Annotated in this window: 13 protein-coding genes; 9 read left to right on the top strand and 4 right to left on the bottom strand. The window is 61.3% G+C overall.

Annotated features, from left to right (window positions below):
* Nucleotides 1-20: 20 nt before the first annotated feature.
* On the bottom strand, nucleotides 21-1,205 hold the full coding sequence (locus MTP38_RS13075) for an alanyl-tRNA editing protein (RefSeq protein WP_249233805.1): 1,185 nt from the start codon (nucleotides 1,203-1,205) through the stop codon (nucleotides 21-23).
* Nucleotides 1,206-1,362: 157 nt separating this feature from the next.
* Here MTP38_RS13075 and malQ point away from each other — a divergent pair, with 157 nt between their 5' ends.
* The 3 genes from malQ (at nucleotide 1,363) to MTP38_RS13060 (ending at nucleotide 4,387) form a co-directional block, all read left to right on the top strand.
* Nucleotides 1,363-2,940, top strand: a complete 1,578-nt coding sequence (gene malQ / locus MTP38_RS13070; RefSeq protein WP_249233804.1) for a 4-alpha-glucanotransferase — start codon at nucleotides 1,363-1,365, stop codon at nucleotides 2,938-2,940.
* Between the two features lie 154 nt (nucleotides 2,941-3,094).
* Nucleotides 3,095-3,892, top strand: a complete 798-nt coding sequence (locus MTP38_RS13065; protein ID WP_249233803.1) for a GGDEF domain-containing protein — start codon at nucleotides 3,095-3,097, stop codon at nucleotides 3,890-3,892.
* 54 nt (nucleotides 3,893-3,946) lie between these two features.
* A complete protein-coding gene (locus MTP38_RS13060; RefSeq protein ID WP_227621035.1) occupies nucleotides 3,947-4,387 on the top strand; it encodes a hypothetical protein in 441 nt (146 codons plus the stop codon).
* A 79-nt stretch (nucleotides 4,388-4,466) separates the two neighbouring features.
* Here MTP38_RS13060 and MTP38_RS13055 read toward each other — a convergent pair whose 3' ends face one another.
* The 3 genes from MTP38_RS13055 to MTP38_RS13045 all read right to left on the bottom strand — a co-directional run bounded on the left by MTP38_RS13055 (nucleotide 4,467) and on the right by MTP38_RS13045 (nucleotide 7,793).
* Nucleotides 4,467-5,150 carry a 5'-methylthioadenosine/adenosylhomocysteine nucleosidase gene (locus MTP38_RS13055; RefSeq protein ID WP_249233802.1) on the bottom strand — a complete coding sequence of 228 codons (684 nt, stop codon included), beginning with the start codon at nucleotides 5,148-5,150 and terminating at the stop codon, nucleotides 4,467-4,469.
* A gap of 797 nt (nucleotides 5,151-5,947) precedes the next feature.
* Complete coding sequence (gene ychF, locus MTP38_RS13050; protein WP_227621366.1) at nucleotides 5,948-7,081, bottom strand: redox-regulated ATPase YchF; 1,134 nt, start codon at nucleotides 7,079-7,081, stop codon at nucleotides 5,948-5,950.
* Between the two features lie 79 nt (nucleotides 7,082-7,160).
* Nucleotides 7,161-7,793, bottom strand: coding sequence for a helix-turn-helix transcriptional regulator (locus tag MTP38_RS13045; RefSeq protein WP_249233801.1), 633 nt, complete (start codon nucleotides 7,791-7,793; stop codon nucleotides 7,161-7,163).
* 289 nt (nucleotides 7,794-8,082) lie between these two features.
* Here MTP38_RS13045 and MTP38_RS13040 point away from each other — a divergent pair, with 289 nt between their 5' ends.
* From MTP38_RS13040 to rpe, 6 genes are all read left to right on the top strand, one after another.
* Nucleotides 8,083-8,457: a RidA family protein gene (locus MTP38_RS13040; protein WP_227621368.1), complete on the top strand. Its 375-nt coding sequence runs from the start codon at nucleotides 8,083-8,085 to the stop codon at nucleotides 8,455-8,457.
* A gap of 37 nt (nucleotides 8,458-8,494) precedes the next feature.
* Nucleotides 8,495-9,823 (top strand): L-cysteine desulfidase family protein, encoded by a 1,329-nt coding sequence (locus MTP38_RS13035; protein ID WP_249233800.1) that lies wholly within the window; start codon nucleotides 8,495-8,497, stop codon nucleotides 9,821-9,823.
* Nucleotides 9,824-9,912: 89 nt separating this feature from the next.
* Complete coding sequence (locus MTP38_RS13030) at nucleotides 9,913-11,109, top strand: dicarboxylate/amino acid:cation symporter (protein ID WP_249233799.1); 1,197 nt, start codon at nucleotides 9,913-9,915, stop codon at nucleotides 11,107-11,109.
* A 276-nt stretch (nucleotides 11,110-11,385) separates the two neighbouring features.
* Nucleotides 11,386-12,084: a response regulator transcription factor gene (locus MTP38_RS13025; protein ID WP_227621371.1), complete on the top strand. Its 699-nt coding sequence runs from the start codon at nucleotides 11,386-11,388 to the stop codon at nucleotides 12,082-12,084.
* Nucleotides 12,084-13,601, top strand: a complete 1,518-nt coding sequence (locus MTP38_RS13020; protein ID WP_249233798.1) for a HAMP domain-containing sensor histidine kinase — start codon at nucleotides 12,084-12,086, stop codon at nucleotides 13,599-13,601. The genes MTP38_RS13025 and MTP38_RS13020 overlap by 1 nt, the downstream gene beginning before the upstream one ends.
* 231 nt (nucleotides 13,602-13,832) lie before the next feature.
* Nucleotides 13,833-14,483: a ribulose-phosphate 3-epimerase gene (gene rpe / locus MTP38_RS13015; protein ID WP_227621373.1), complete on the top strand. Its 651-nt coding sequence runs from the start codon at nucleotides 13,833-13,835 to the stop codon at nucleotides 14,481-14,483.
* Nucleotides 14,484-14,493 lie beyond the last annotated feature (10 nt).

The following is a 14,493-nucleotide window of genomic DNA, read 5'->3' as shown; positions in this document are numbered from 1 at the left end:
GTGACGTAAAAAGTTTGTGCTTACAGAGCTTTCCTCAAAAATTCCTCCACCTGTTCGGGTGTGGCGGTGCAGCTGCCCTGACAGATGCCGGGCTTGCCGCCGCCGCGGCCATTGAGGGCGGCGTTGAGGGCTTTGGTGAGGGGGCGGACATCGCCGCCGGAGCGTGCGATGCAGTAGCCGGTGCCCTTCTCGTTGGGGGTCAGGGCGGCGCACAGGCCGGTGGTGGCCTCGCTCAGCCGCGCAGCCAGACGGTGCAGGCCGTCCGGGTCGAGGCCGGGAACGATCCGGATGGCGGTCTCGTCGGGGCCGAGCTGTGCGGCCATGGCGTCGAACAGCTGCTGACAGAGGCCAAAATGGGCAAATTTCAGGGCCGTGTACTCGTCGTACACCCGGTGGACGGCCACGGCGGTCTGGTCGGCCTTGGCCGAGAGGAGGGCGCCGATGTCGGCCTGACGGTTCCGCATGGCCTGCGCCTCCCGCAAGGCCCGCCCGCCGCAGACCACGCTGAGCCGGACGCCGCCCTTGTAGTTCTCGGAGGCCAGGATCTTGATCTGGCCCACCTGACCGGTGGTGGCGGTGTGGGTGCCGCAGCAGGCGCAGACATCCGCGCCCGGGATGGTCACGATGCGCACCTGCCCGGCGATCTCCTTCTTGCTGCGGTAGGTCAGAGCCGCCAGCTCTTCGGGGGTGGGGTAGGTGATGACCACCGGTACATCCTCCCAGATGACCCGGTTGGCGGCAGTCTCGGCCTCCCGCAGGCCCTCGGCAGAGATGGGCACGCTGGTGTCCATCCGCACGGCGTCAGAGCCGATGTGGAAGCCGACGTTTTCGGCCCCGAACATCTGGTGCAGGATGCCGGAGAGGATGTGCTCGCCGGTGTGCTGCTGCATCTTGTCGAAGCGCCACGCCCAGTCGATGGCTCCGGTGACGGCGGTGCCGGGCTGTGCCGCCTCGGGCAGGGCATCCACTGTGTGCCAGATGACGCCGCCCGTCTCGTGGACATCGGTGACGTGCAGCACCGTGCCGTCGGCGAGGGTCAGAGTGCCCCGGTCGGCAGGCTGTCCGCCGCCCTCGGGGTAGAACACCATGCCGTCCAGAGCGATGCGCCCGCCGCCGGTCTTTGCGTCCGCCTCTGCCGCAAGGATGACCCCGGCGGCGCTTTTGCGGAATGCGTCTTTCTCGAAATATTTTTCCGTGCGCTGCATGGCACGATACCTCCTGAATCTAAGAACTACTAAGGGCAAGGATGTTTCCCGATAAAATCAAGTATACCACGTTTTTTGCCTGTGGAAAATAGTCTTGGCTTATGTTATGATAGAAAACAGCGAAACCGGAAATTTGAAAAACGAGGAAGGTATCATCATGCGTGAAAGTGGAATCCTGATGCCGGTGTCCAGCCTGCCCGGCCCTTATGGTATTGGCTGCTTTGGCGCCGAGGCGCTCAAGTTCGTGGACTTTCTGGCTGCTGCGGGCCAGCACATCTGGCAGCTGCTGCCCCTCAGCCCTACCGGCTACGGCGACAGCCCCTACCAGAGCTGCTCTGCCTTTGCGGGCAACCCCTATTTTATCGACCTCGACGCGCTCAAGGCCGACGGCCTGCTGACCGCTGCCCAGCTCAAGGCAGAGCCGTGGGGCACCGACCCGCTCTCGGTGGATTACGGCACCCTCTACACCAGCCGCTACAAGGTCCTGCGGGCGGCCTATGCCGCATGGCGGGAGAAGTACGCCGGACGCTTCGGCTGTGCCCACTATTACCCCGACGACTACTATGCGTTCACCCTCACGAATGAGAGCTGGCTGAACGATTACGCGCTGTACATGGCCCTCAAGACCGCCAACGGGATGAAGAGCTGGGCCGAGTGGCCCCGGGAGTACCGTCTGCGGGACGCCGGAGCGCTGGCAGAGTTTGCCGCCGGGCAGGAAGAGGAGATCGGTTTCTGGAAATTCTTGCAGTATGAGTTTGCAGTCCAGTGGAAGAAGGTCAAGGACTACGCGAACGAAAAGGGCATAAAGATCCTCGGCGACATCCCCATCTATGTCTCCGCCGACTCGGTGGACGCATGGGTGGGCGGCGAGCTGTTCGAGCTGGACGCGCAGGGTGGCTTTGCCCGCGTGGCCGGGTGCCCGCCGGATTACTTCTCCGCCGACGGCCAGCTCTGGGGCAACCCGCTGTATAACTGGCCATATCATAAACAGACCGGATATGCATGGTGGGTGCGCCGCGTCCGCCATGCCCTCGGGATCTACGACCTGCTCCGCATCGACCACTTCCGAGGCTTTGACACCTACTGGGCCATCCCGGCAGGCAGCACCACCGCCCGCACCGGCAAGTGGGAGAACGGCCCCGGCATGGACCTGTTCCGTGCGCTGGAAGCGGCCCTCGGCAAGCTGCCCATCATCGCCGAAGATCTGGGCGACCTCGTGCCCAGTGTCCGCAAGCTGCTGGCCGACAGCACTTTCCCGGGCATGAAGGTCCTTCAGTTCGCCTTCGGCGGCGGCGACAACGAGTATCTGCCCCACAACCACGTCAAGAACAGCGTGGTCTACCCGGGTACTCACGACAACACCACCCTCACCGACTGGTGGGTGAACGCCGCCCCCGCCAAGGAGAAAGCCAACGCTGCCGCCTACCTCCACCTGACCCCCTGCAAGCCCACCGCCAAGGAAGTGGCAGCCGTCAGGACGGATGCCGCCCGTATCGCCCTTCTCCGCGCCGCCCTCGGCTCGGTGGCCGACCGGGCCATCATCCCCATGGCAGATTGGCTGGGGCTGGGCGCGGAGGCCCATTTGAACACCCCCGGCAAGCTGGGCGGCAACTGGGCATGGCGTGCCGCAGAGGGCTTCGATACGGCCCTGCTGGCCGGCCGCATTGAGGCCGAGTGTGCGGTCTACTGCCGCGCCAAGGAGCCGGTCGAAAAAGAAGAGAAGACCTCAAATTGACGGAATTGTAAAAAATCTTTTTGAAAATTGTGCGTTTTGCTGGCAAGCGCCCCGCCATCGTGCTATAATCGAAAGAGACACAGTCGGGTATAAGAACTGTGCAAAGGCAGAGCGCCGGGAAGGAGAACCCGGCACGGAAGATGGGGAGAAACGCATGAAAAAGGAATGGACGGAACAGGACCTGCGGCAATTCGTCGAAAGTTCGCAGCCTGTGTTTCAGGATGTGAGCCTGACGCAGGTGGACGAGGACGCCGCACGCTGCTGGCAGGACGATGGTCTGATGGTGGACTACGAGCTGCGCGGCGGTCAGGTGGACTGTGTGCTGCGCCGCTGCGTTGTGGCAGACGGCAAGGTATGGCAGCTGCAGATGACTGCGCCGCTGGCAGGCAGCGACCTGCCCGAAGACCGGATGACCCCGCGGGAGCGGGAACTGTGCCGCGACGATATGAACCACGATTTCTTGTCGGGGGTGTTCAACCGCCGCTACTATGAGACGGAGTTCTGCACCAAGCTCGACGAATGGACCGACCGCCACCGCTGCGCTGCGCTGGCGCTGGTGTCCATCGACGACGCAGCAGCGCTTTCCGCCCGGGAAAACGAGGCGGTCATGGGCCAGCTGGTCTGCTTCGTGGCGAACCAGTGGAAAAAGCACTTCGACCAGCCTGCCGAGCGGGTGGTCTGCCGCCTGAGCGACACCCTGTTTGCCATCGGCTGCGCCGACCGCACCCGCCGCGAGCTGGAAGAGGAGCTGAAAGCCATCTACGCCGGGATGCCTAAGGAGTGTGTGGCCTCGGTGGGACTGATGCGCCGGGTGCCCTTCACCCAGTCCATTGGCGTGGCCGGTACCCGCGAGGTGCGCTGCAAGAACTGGGACGCCCTCTATGACCTGTGCCAAAAGCGGCTGGCCGCTGCGCAGGCCGCAGGCGGCGACCGGGTCTACGACGGCGAATAAGATGCATAAGATCCCCCTTTTGAGAGAGAATAGACTCAAAAGGGGGATTTTTGTATGGAAAACCAGAAAAACGACAACCTCAATATGCTGGAAGCCATCGTGCAGAACACCGAGATGGGAAAGAACACGCTCGACCAGCTGGTGCCGATGGCAGACAACGAGCAGTTCAAGGCGGAGCTTCTGCGCCAACGCAACATCTACCGCCAGCTCAATCAGGAGGCCCACGCGGCCATCGACGCCTGCGGCGGCTCGGCACAGGGCCAGAGCGCCATGGCGAAGCTCAACACCAAGGTGAGCATCGGCATGAAGACCATCACCGACAAATCCACCCGCAACCTCGCCGAGATGCTCACGCAGGGCAGCAGCATGGGGGTCATGGACTGCATCAAATCCCAGAAGGACTATCCCGACGCCGCGCCCGGGTCGAAGCGGCTGATGCAGAAGCTGCAGGATTTTGAGGAGGACAACCGGCTGAAGCTGGAACAGTATCTTTGAGGTTTTGCTGAAACTTCTGATGCAGCGATAGAAAAAGCTCCTGCCGGACAATGCGGCAGGAGCTTTTTTGCAGGTGCAGTTAGAGGGACTCGACCATTGCGGCGACGATTTTGGTCGCGGTAGCGACATACTCGCCGATGCTGAATTTCTTGACGACCAGCACTTCATGGCCGTTCTCGTCAGCGTTGTCGCTCATGGCGCGGAGGATGACGCAGGGAACGCCGTTCTTGGCGGCGATCTGACTCACGGCTGCGCCCTCCATCTCCACGCAGTCGGGGGCGCATTTGGCCTCAATGGCGGCCTTGGTGGCGCTGTCGCCCACGAACAGGTCGCCGGTGGCGATCTTGCCCACCAGAGCCTTGACGCCTGCATCGGCGCAGGCTTTCTCGGCGGCAGCGATGAGAATGGCGTCACCGGTGTACTCCTTCAGGAAGGGCGGGTTCTGGCAGATCATATCCAGCTGGGCGTCGTGATAGAGCACCGTCTTGCCGATGACCACATCGCCGATGCCGATCTTGCTGGTCATGTTGCCTGCAATGCCGGAGAAGATGATCTTCTCGGCCCCGAACTTGGTGATGAGCACCTGCGTGGTGGCAGCGGCGTTGGCCTTGCCCATGCCTGCGCAGCAGACCACCACCTGCTTACCGGCCAGCGTGCCCTTATGATATTCCACGCCGCCGTAGGGCTCTACAGTGACGTTTTCCAGCTTGGCACAGAGCTGGTCTACTTCGTCGGGCATGGCACCCATAATACCTAAAATCATATCAGACCTCATTGTTTTGAATCGTGGTTGACGATCGAAGAAATAAGAAAAAGAGGGGACGGTGTGGTGCGCTTGTGGCGCGGGTATAGAGCGCTCTTTCGGTAAGGCTAAGTTCTCTTTTGCGTGCCAAAAGAGAACCAGAAAAGCACCCGCTACTTTCGAGGCGCGGGAGGCACGAGAAAGGGGCTGCTCGCCCCTTTCAGACCCCGAAGGAGAGGTCGAAACGGAAAAAAGCTAGCCGCTGCGCTAAACGCTTTTTTCTCGTTTCTCCGACTTGCTGCTTCGCAGCTGGTGTTACGCCCTTGCAGGACGTGAAGTTCAGTAGAAAGGTGAAATCTTCGGCGGAGCCGTAAATGGGAGAAGCACAAAAAATGCGCAACAGCGACGACCGCCGCCTGCGGCGGATACAGGGAGGAGCTGTTGGGGCCGCGGTCAGCAGGACACGAGTGCCGCTCAAGGCACGAAGTGGACGCTGGGCACCGCAACCCGTCTTAGCGCAGCGGCTAGCATTTTTGGGCTTCGACTTCCTCTTTGGAATTGTTAAGGGCGAGCAGCCCTTAACTCGTTGCGGGGAGAGTGGAGTCCAGAGGTAGGGAGGGGGGAGTCGAAACACCCCTCCCTGCCTCTGGCCCGCGCGGAGCGCAAGCCATTTGACCGAAAGAAAAACATCCCCCGCGCCACCAGCGCGCGAACCTGCTTAAAGAAAATCCGGCCCTACTGCAACAGCGCTCTGACCCCCGCACCACCAGCGCGCACTCTCACTTAAAGGAAACTCAGCCCTGCTGCAACAGCAAAAATCAGACGTTGAACAGGAACTCGATGACATCGCCGTCCTTGACGACATATTCCTTGCCCTCGGTGCGCTGCAGGCCCTTGGCCTTGACGGCAGCATAGTCAAAGTTGTTGGCCTCGAGGTCGCTGTAGCCGATGACGCTGGCACGGATGAAACCGCGCTCGAAATCGCTGTGGATCTTACCGGCAGCCTGCGGGGCCTTGGTGCCCTTGCGGATGGTCCATGCGCGGCACTCCTTCTTGCCGTCGGTCAGGAAGGAGATGAGGCCCAGCAGGTCGTAGCTGGCGGTGATGAGGTTGTCGAGGCCGCTGGCCTCGATGCCCATCTCGGCGAGGAAGGCTTTCTTCTCCTCGGGGGTGTAGTCGGCGATGTCCTCCTCGGTCTTGGCGCAGATGGGGATGTAACGTGCACCCTCTTCCTTGGCGCGTGCAGCCACCAGCGGGACGTACTTGTTGTTCTCGATGCCCTCCATCAGGTCGTCCTCGCCCACGTTGCAGGCGTAGAGGACGGGCTTGCTGCTCAGCAGGCCCATCTCGTGGAGCACGGCCTGCTGCTCGGCGTCGCTCTCGTCGAAGTCGAAGCTGCGGGCGGGCTTGCCGCTTTCCAGATGAGCAGCAAGCTGCTGCAGCCATGCAGCCTCGGCGGCGGCCCCCTTGTTGTTGCCGCTCTTTGCAGCCTTGGCCATCCGGCCTGCGCGGTTCTGGACGACCTCGAGGTCGGAGAGGATCAGCTCATAGTCGATGGCGTCGATGTCAGAGATGGGGTCCACGGCCTCGGCCTTGGTCACATCCTCCACGACATGGATGATGTTGTCGTCGTCAAAGCAACGCACCACATGGACGATGGCGTCGCACTCGCGGATGTGGCCGAGGAATTTGTTGCCGAGGCCTGCGCCCTGACTTGCGCCCTTCACGAGGCCCGCGATGTCCACGAACTCCACGATGGCGGGGGTCTTCTTGTTGGTCTGCCAGATCTCAGCCAGCTTGTCCAGCCGCTTGTCGGGCACGGCCACGATGCCGCTGTTCGGCTCGATGGTGCAGAAGGGATAGTTTGCGGCCTCCGCGTTCTTGGTGGAGGTGATGGCATTGAACAGAGTGGACTTGCCGACGTTGGGCAGGCCGACGATACCAAGTTTCATATAAAATACGCTCCTTCACGTCTGATAGACATATTGATACATCTATCATTATACGCGAAGGAGCGTAGGAGTGCAAGGGTCAATCCTTCAGTTTGCTCAGATAACGGTAGATCGTCGCCTCCGAGGAGCCGAGCTGCGCGGCCACCTCGCTGACAGCGCCCTTCATATAGAAGATACCTGCCTGCTGCAGGTCTTCCACGATGCGTATTTTTTCGTCCATCGTCAGGCGGTCGGGAGGCAGGACACTGCCGGTCACATCGGCGATGGCAGCCTGCACCGCGTCGGGGAGGCTGCTGACGAAATTTTCGACGCCCAGCGTGGGGCTTGGCTCCTGATGCGCCCCACAGAGGGCCAGAAGCTCCTGCGCCATCCGGCTGTATTTGGCGGCGTCAAAGTTGACGCAGAGCATCCCGATAAGCTCACTGCCGTCTTTGATGAACATGGTGGAGGAGCGCAGCCGCCCCTTGGCCTGTGATGCACCTTGATAGCCCGCAACATAGGGCTGCTTCTCGTACACCCTGCCGTGGATGAACCGCAGCGCCATGTTGGACAGCGGCGCACCCTCGGTGCGGCCGCTGATATTGTTGTTCACGATGGCTGCGATGGTGCCCTCCTCACTGGTCAGATCATGCAGCACCACTTCATAGTCCGGCCCCAACGCCTCACCCAGAAACGAAACCAGCGTCCGATACGGCTCCAGCCTTGCGTCCATGTATGTCACCACTTTCCATTGCTTCATAAGAAAAATAATGAGAATTTATTCTCATCTCTCTGCCTGTATCATATCACGTTCGTCGGCTGTTGACAATGATGATTCGAAAACTCGCTGAAAATTCGTGAAACTGCTTCAAAAAATCCCGCGGATTTGTCACAAGTGATAATAATTTATCATCAAGAGAAAAAATTGTTGACTTTTGCCGCACGCCGCGTTAGGATAGGGGCAGGACAAGGGGCACGAGGGCAAGCCGTGCCCCTGCAATTCGGAAAAAGGAGAGAGAATTATGAAACAGGCAATCGCCACTGCGCAGGCACCCGCAGCCATTGGGCCATATTCGCAGGGCATCGCAGCAGGCCAGACGGTCTACGTCTCCGGCCAGCTCCCCATCGACCCCGCTACCGGGGCCATCCCCGAGGGCATCGCGGCCCAGACCGCGCAGTCCCTCAAGAACATTCAGGCCATCCTTGCCCAGCAGGGCATGACACTGGCAGATGTAGTGAAGACCACGGTCTTCCTTGCAGACATGAATGATTTTGCCGAGATGAATCAGGTCTACGGCGAGTACTTCGCACAGCCCTTCCCCGCACGGAGCGCCGTGCAGGTGGGCCGTCTGCCCAAGGACGCACCGCTGGAGATCGAATGCATCGCCGTGAAATAACAGAGCATCCTAAAAGAGAAAGAGACGGTGCAATACTATGGAACAAAATATGTTCATCCGCATCCTGAACAGTGAGATGGAGCTGGCTACCGGCTGCACCGAGCCGGGCGCTGTGGCCCTGACTGCCGCCGAGGCAGGTCAGGCCCTGCGGAAGGCCGGTGTGGACAAGGCCGAGGAGATCACGGTCAACGCCAGCATCAACATCATCAAGAACGCCATGTCGGCGGGCATCCCCGGCACCGATTACGAGGGCATGGACTATGCCGCCGCCATCGGTGCGCTGGGCGGCGACCCGGTCTACCTTCTGGAGGTCATGAACCATGTCCCCCGTGAGACGGTGGAGGCGGCCGCCGCGCTGGTCAAGGCCGGCAAGGTCAAGGTGAATGTGGCGCAGGTGCCCCAGAAGCTCTACATTGAGGTGATCGCCAAGGGCGGCGGCCACACCGGCCGCGCCATCGTCCGCGACCTGCACACCAACGTCGTGCTGGTGGAGCAGGACGGCACGGCGACCCTCGACAAGCAGGACGCGGATACCGCCGCATCCGGCGACAGCGATGTCGTCACCCCGGAGCAGATCGCGTCCTTCCTGACCGTCCGCTCCATCTGGGACTACTGCACCAAGGAGCTTGACCCCATGCACGACCCCATCGACATCATCCGCAGCGCCGTGCAGGTCAACTCCGTCATCAGCGATGAGGGCCTTTCCAAGGAATACGGCCTTGCCATCGGACGCAATCTCGACCTCAACTGCCGCAAGGGCCTCATGACCCGCGACCTGACCACCAACTCCATGATCGCTGCCGCCGCCGGTGCAGACGCCCGCATGGCAGGCGCGCCGGTGTCGGTGGTGGCCAACTCCGGCAGCGGCAATCAGGGCATCACCGCAACGATGCCCGTCGTGGCAGCCGCCCGCTGGCTGGGCATCGATGAGCCGACTATGCTGCGTGCCGTCACCCTGTCCAACCTCATCGCCATCCGCATCAAGTCGAAGTTCGGACGCCTGAGCAACCTCTGCGGCGCGACCGTCGCCGGGACCGGCGCGGCCTGCGGCATTACATACCTGCTGGGCGGCGGCTATCACGAGATCTGCTGCGCCATCCAGAACATGGTGGGCAATGTCACTGGCATGGTGTGTGACGGCGCAAAGGCAGACTGCGCGCTGAAGATCTCCACCTGCGTCAATGCCGCCTGTCAGGCAGCGGCCATGGGCACCCGCGGCGTCCGTGTCCAGAGCACGGACGGCATCGTGGAGGAGAACGTGGAGCGCACGCTGGACAACTTCGCCATCCTGAGCACCCACGGCACCAGCGACAGCGTCATCCTCGACCTGATGCTCAACAAAGACCACACTCCGGACGCCCAATAAGCGTCCTCACCCTCTAGCAAGCCTGCATCCGCATCCTGCAAAAAACACCCTGCGCCCACAGCGCAGGAGAAGATTAGGGGTAAAATGTTATGAAAAAGCTATTCAATAATCTGCCGTTCCGGCTGCTTCTCGGCATCATCATCGGCGTTATTCTGGGCCAGATCTTCCCCGAGAGCGTCATGAAGGTCGTCGTTACCTTACAGTATATCATGGGCCAGCTCATCACCTTCTGTGTGCCGCTCATCATCATCGGCTTCATCGCCCCGTCCATCACCAAGCTGGGCAAGAACGCCTCCCGTCTGCTGGGCGTGGCGATCGTCATCGCCTACGTTTCCTCCGTCTGCGCAGCCCTCATGAGCACCACCGCAGGCTACGCCCTCATCCCGCACCTGTCCATCGACACCGAGGTGGCTGGTCTGAAGACCCTGCCCGGCGTCGTCTTTGAGCTGAACATCCCCCAGATCATGAGCGTCATGAGCGCCCTCGTGCTCAGCGTTCTGGTGGGTCTGGCTGCTACCTGGACCAACAGCAAGCTGACCTGCGACATCCTCGGCGAGTTCCAGAACATCGTGCTGGACATCGTCGGCAAGATCATCATCCCCATGCTGCCCTTCTATATCGCTGCTACCTTCTGCAACCTGAGCTATGAGGGCATGATCACCCACCAGCTGCCCGCCTTCCTCCAGATCATCATCATCGTTATGGCTGGCCACTATATCTGGCTGGCTGTCCTGTACCTGCTGGCCGGCGCATATTCCGGCAAGAACCCGTGGGAGGTCCTGCGCCACTACGGCCCCGCTTACCTGACCGCTGTCGGCACCATGTCCAGCGCCGCCACTCTGGCTGTCGCTCTGGACTGCGCCCGCAAGAGCAAGGTCCTGCGCAAGGACATGGTCAGCTTCGGCATCCCCCTGTTTGCCAACATCCACCTCTGCGGCTCTGTCCTGACTGAGGTCTTCTTCTGCATGACCATCTCCAAGATCCTCTACGGCCACCTGCCCAGCATCGGCACCATGATCCTCTTCTGCGCCCTGCTCGGCATCTTCGCCATCGGTGCTCCCGGCGTCCCCGGCGGCACGGTCATGGCTTCTCTGGGCCTCATCACTGGCGTCCTGATGTTCGACGATGCCGGCACCGCTCTGATGCTCGCCATCTTCGCCCTGCAGGATAGCTTCGGTACCGCCTGCAACGTCACCGGCGACGGCGCTCTGACCCTGATGCTGACCGGCTACGCCGAGAAGCACGGCATCCAGAACAACGACAACCTCCAGACCCCGATCCTGTAAGGACCATCAAAAGATTTGAGCGCATTTCCCTGAAAATACCGGAAACCGGACTGCGTCCCCCATTCTGACCGGCCCGTGTGATGCAAAAGGGGCTTCCTGCAAAGGAGGCCCCTTTTGTGTTCTCCGGCCCTTGGCCGCCAAAGATTCAAAAAATCATACAAAACCTTCTTTATTTTGTCATAACTGTCCCGTATAATAGAATATGAGTTAAACTCGGGATCGCAGCCGGTGCCCGTGCGGGGCTGGCTTTTGACTGGATAGAGGAGGAACACTCACATGGCAAACGAAAAGATCCTCGTCGTGGACGACGATACCAACATCTGCGAGCTGCTGCGGCTCTACCTGACCAAGGAGGGCTATCAGGTCACGACCGCCAACGACGGCGAAGAGGGCCTTGAGAAATTCAACCAGCTCAAGCCTGATATGGTGCTGCTGGATGTGATGATGCCCAAGATGGACGGCCTCGAGGTCTGCCGCCGCATCCGCAAGCTGGGCAATACCCCGGTCATGATGCTGACGGCCAAGGGCGAGACCTTCGACAAGGTGCTGGGCCTTGAGCTGGGCGCAGATGATTACATGGTCAAGCCCTTCGACACCAAGGAAGTGGTGGCCCGCATCAAGGCGGTGCTCCGCCGCTGCACCGCCGCCACCACCCAGACCGAGAGCACCGAAGGCGTCATCGAATTCGACAACCTCCGCCTCGACATGAACAGCTACGAGCTGCGGGTCAAGGGCAAGGTGGTGGAGGCTCCCCCGAAGGAGCTGGAGCTGCTGAACTGCCTCGCCTCCCACCCCAACCGGGTCTACACCCGCGACCAGCTGCTGGACGAGGTGTGGGGCTTCGAGTACTACGGCGACAGCCGCACCATCGACGTCCATGTCAAGCGCCTGCGCGAGAAGCTGGCCGGGGCCTCCGACAAGTGGGAGCTGAAGACCGTCTGGGGCGTGGGCTATAAGTTCGAGGTGCGTCAGTAATGCGCAAAAGTATCCCAGTTGCGTTCTTTTCGCTCATGAGCACTCTGCTCATCTTCGGCACGGTGGTCATGGGCGGCTCTGAGCTGGTGCTCTTCAGCCGGTATTTTGCGCAGGAGCGGTACGATACGCTGGATGAGGTGGTCAACGTCGCCCAGCGGACGGCGTCCTACCTTGTGCAGGAGGCCTCTCTGCCCGAGGGCGAAGAGCTGGAAGCCCTGAGCACCAAGCTCGAGATCATCGGCGAGAGCGCGGAGGCCTATCTGTTCTTCACCGATTGCGACGGCAATGTGATGCTGGCGTCCGTGCCGGAAAAGCTGACCGGCGATACGGTGGAGGCTGAGGTGCTGGAAAAGGCGGGCAAGGCCAAGGAGAACTACCATCTCTTCGACACACTGGGCGGTGTGCTGGCGGAGAAAAGCTACATCTCGGTGCGTGAGATGCGCAGCGAGGACGGCGCGTGCACCGGTTACCTCTTTCTCTGCTCGTCCGGCGAGCGGCTGGCGGAGTTCCGCAGAGAGTTCTTCTCGAACTTTTTCCTCTCGGCCTGCCTGATGCTGCTTCTGGCCAGCGTGCTCACGAAGGTGATGATGCACAAGCTCACCGACCCGCTCCAGAAGGTGACGGATGCGGCCCAGCGCTTCGGCGGCGGCGACCTGTCCGTCCGGGTCGAGGGCGTGGACGGCGAGGGCGAGGTGGCCGACCTTGCCCGCACCTTCAACAAGATGGCAGACAACATCCAGTCCAACGACAATTCCCGGGGCCAGTTCATGGGCAACATCGCCCATGAGCTGCGCACCCCTATGACGACCATCAAGGGCTTCATCGACGGCATTCTGGACGGCACCATCCCGCCCGAGATGCAGAACCACTACTTGCAGCTGGTCAGCGAGGAAACGGGCCGTCTGGCCCGCCTCATCCAGAATATGCTGGACCTGTCCAAGCTGGAGAGCGGCGAATATCAGGTGAATGCCCGGATGTTCAACATCTGGGAGACCCTCACCGGCGTGGCCCTCTCGGCCGAACAGCGCATCAACGACGGGATGATCGACATCGACGGCCTGACGATGGACGAGAAGGTACTGGTCTACGCCGACCCCGACCTCATCCATCAGGTGGCCTATAACCTGCTGGACAACGCCATCAAGTTCACCCCCGCCGGCGGCACCATCCGCTTCGGGGTGGAAAAGCTCGGCCCGGAGGTGGAGGTCTCCATCTGGAACTCCGGTCAGGGTATCAGCCCCGAGGCGCTGCCCTACGTTTTCCAGCGCTTTTATAAGGAAGACCAGTCCCGGGGCCTCCATGCCCGGGGCGCAGGCCTCGGCCTGAACATCTGCAAGGTGCTGGTCAACCTCTCCGGCGGTCAGATCCGCGTCGAGAGCCAGCAGGGCGAGTGGTGCAGATTCGTGTTCACCCTGCCTGTCCAGCCCCCGAACCCCGGCGGCATGAAGCGTCTGCCCGACGAGAGCGGCCTTCCCGGCGCAGTGGAAGACCCGGCCAGCATGAAGCCGGTAGACTGAAGCACAGCGGTCAGACTGCTCCCCAGAGGAGCGGTCTGGCTGCTTTTTGCATTGCAGAAGAAGGGGTGCAGGCGGAGTTTACGTCTTTTCCGTGAAAAACACGGCGGCGGGTTTGATTTTTTCGCCGTTTTCATGTAAACTATAAACAACTATGCCGACTGTCCCCCACAGGGGGCGGCGGCAGGGCGAAAACACAAAAAATCTCTTGGAAACAACAGGGAGTAAAATAAAATGACAACGATCAGTCCTTCGATCCTTTCGGCTGACTTCAGCAAGCTCGGCGCAGACTGCCGCATGGTGCTGGATGCCGGCGCAAAAATGCTGCATTATGATGTGATGGACGGCCACTTCGTGCCGAACATCAGCTTCGGCGTCCCGGTGCTCAAGAGCCTGCACAAGGCCATGCCGGATGCGTTCTACGACGTCCATCTGATGATCACCCACCCGCAGCAGTACGCCGAGGCCTTTGCCAAGGCCGGTGCCAGTCTGCTGAACTTCCACCTCGAGTGCGATGACGACATTCAGGAGACCATCGACGCCATCAAGGCGCAGGGCTGCAAGGTGGGCATGACCATCAAGCCCGGCACCCCGGTGGAGGAGCTGGGCTATTATCTCGACCAGCTGGACCTCGTGCTGGTCATGAGCGTGGAGCCGGGCTTCGGCGGGCAGAAGTTCATGCCCTCGGCCCTCGACAAGCTCCGCTGGCTCAAGACAGAGAAGGAGCGCCGGGGCCTGCGCTTCCTGCTGGAAGTGGACGGCGGCGTGGACGCTGCCACCGCTCCGCAGTGCGTCGCCGCCGGTGCAGACGTGCTGGTGGCAGGCAGTGCCATCTATGGTGCGGCCGACCCCGCTGCCGCCGTCCGCGCGCTGGCCGCGCTCTGAGAGGGAACGG

The sequence above is a fragment of the Faecalibacterium sp. I3-3-89 genome (assembly GCF_023347275.1).
GTDB classification, from domain to species: domain Bacteria; phylum Bacillota; class Clostridia; order Oscillospirales; family Ruminococcaceae; genus Faecalibacterium; species Faecalibacterium butyricigenerans.
The sequence above is the reverse complement of the archived record's forward strand: the minus strand, read 5'-3'. Positions and strand labels throughout refer to the sequence as shown.

Excerpts from the sequence above, each read along its gene's own strand:
- MTP38_RS13060 (WP_227621035.1), top strand. The coding sequence starts at position 3,947 with ATGGAAAACCAGAAAAACGACAACCTCAATATGCTGGAAGCCATCGTG.
- malQ (WP_249233804.1), top strand. The coding sequence starts at position 1,363 with ATGCGTGAAAGTGGAATCCTGATGCCGGTGTCCAGCCTGCCCGGCCCT.
- MTP38_RS13075 (WP_249233805.1), bottom strand. The coding sequence starts at position 1,205 with ATGCAGCGCACGGAAAAATATTTCGAGAAAGACGCATTCCGCAAAAGC.
- MTP38_RS13055 (WP_249233802.1), bottom strand. The coding sequence starts at position 5,150 with ATGATTTTAGGTATTATGGGTGCCATGCCCGACGAAGTAGACCAGCTC.
- MTP38_RS13040 (WP_227621368.1), top strand. The coding sequence starts at position 8,083 with ATGAAACAGGCAATCGCCACTGCGCAGGCACCCGCAGCCATTGGGCCA.
- MTP38_RS13030 (WP_249233799.1), top strand. The coding sequence starts at position 9,913 with ATGAAAAAGCTATTCAATAATCTGCCGTTCCGGCTGCTTCTCGGCATC.
- MTP38_RS13045 (WP_249233801.1), bottom strand. The coding sequence starts at position 7,793 with ATGGACGCAAGGCTGGAGCCGTATCGGACGCTGGTTTCGTTTCTGGGT.
- MTP38_RS13065 (WP_249233803.1), top strand. The coding sequence starts at position 3,095 with ATGAAAAAGGAATGGACGGAACAGGACCTGCGGCAATTCGTCGAAAGT.
- MTP38_RS13025 (WP_227621371.1), top strand. The coding sequence starts at position 11,386 with ATGGCAAACGAAAAGATCCTCGTCGTGGACGACGATACCAACATCTGC.
- rpe (WP_227621373.1), top strand. The coding sequence starts at position 13,833 with ATGACAACGATCAGTCCTTCGATCCTTTCGGCTGACTTCAGCAAGCTC.
- MTP38_RS13020 (WP_249233798.1), top strand. The coding sequence starts at position 12,084 with ATGCGCAAAAGTATCCCAGTTGCGTTCTTTTCGCTCATGAGCACTCTG.
- ychF (WP_227621366.1), bottom strand. The coding sequence starts at position 7,081 with ATGAAACTTGGTATCGTCGGCCTGCCCAACGTCGGCAAGTCCACTCTG.
- MTP38_RS13035 (WP_249233800.1), top strand. The coding sequence starts at position 8,495 with ATGGAACAAAATATGTTCATCCGCATCCTGAACAGTGAGATGGAGCTG.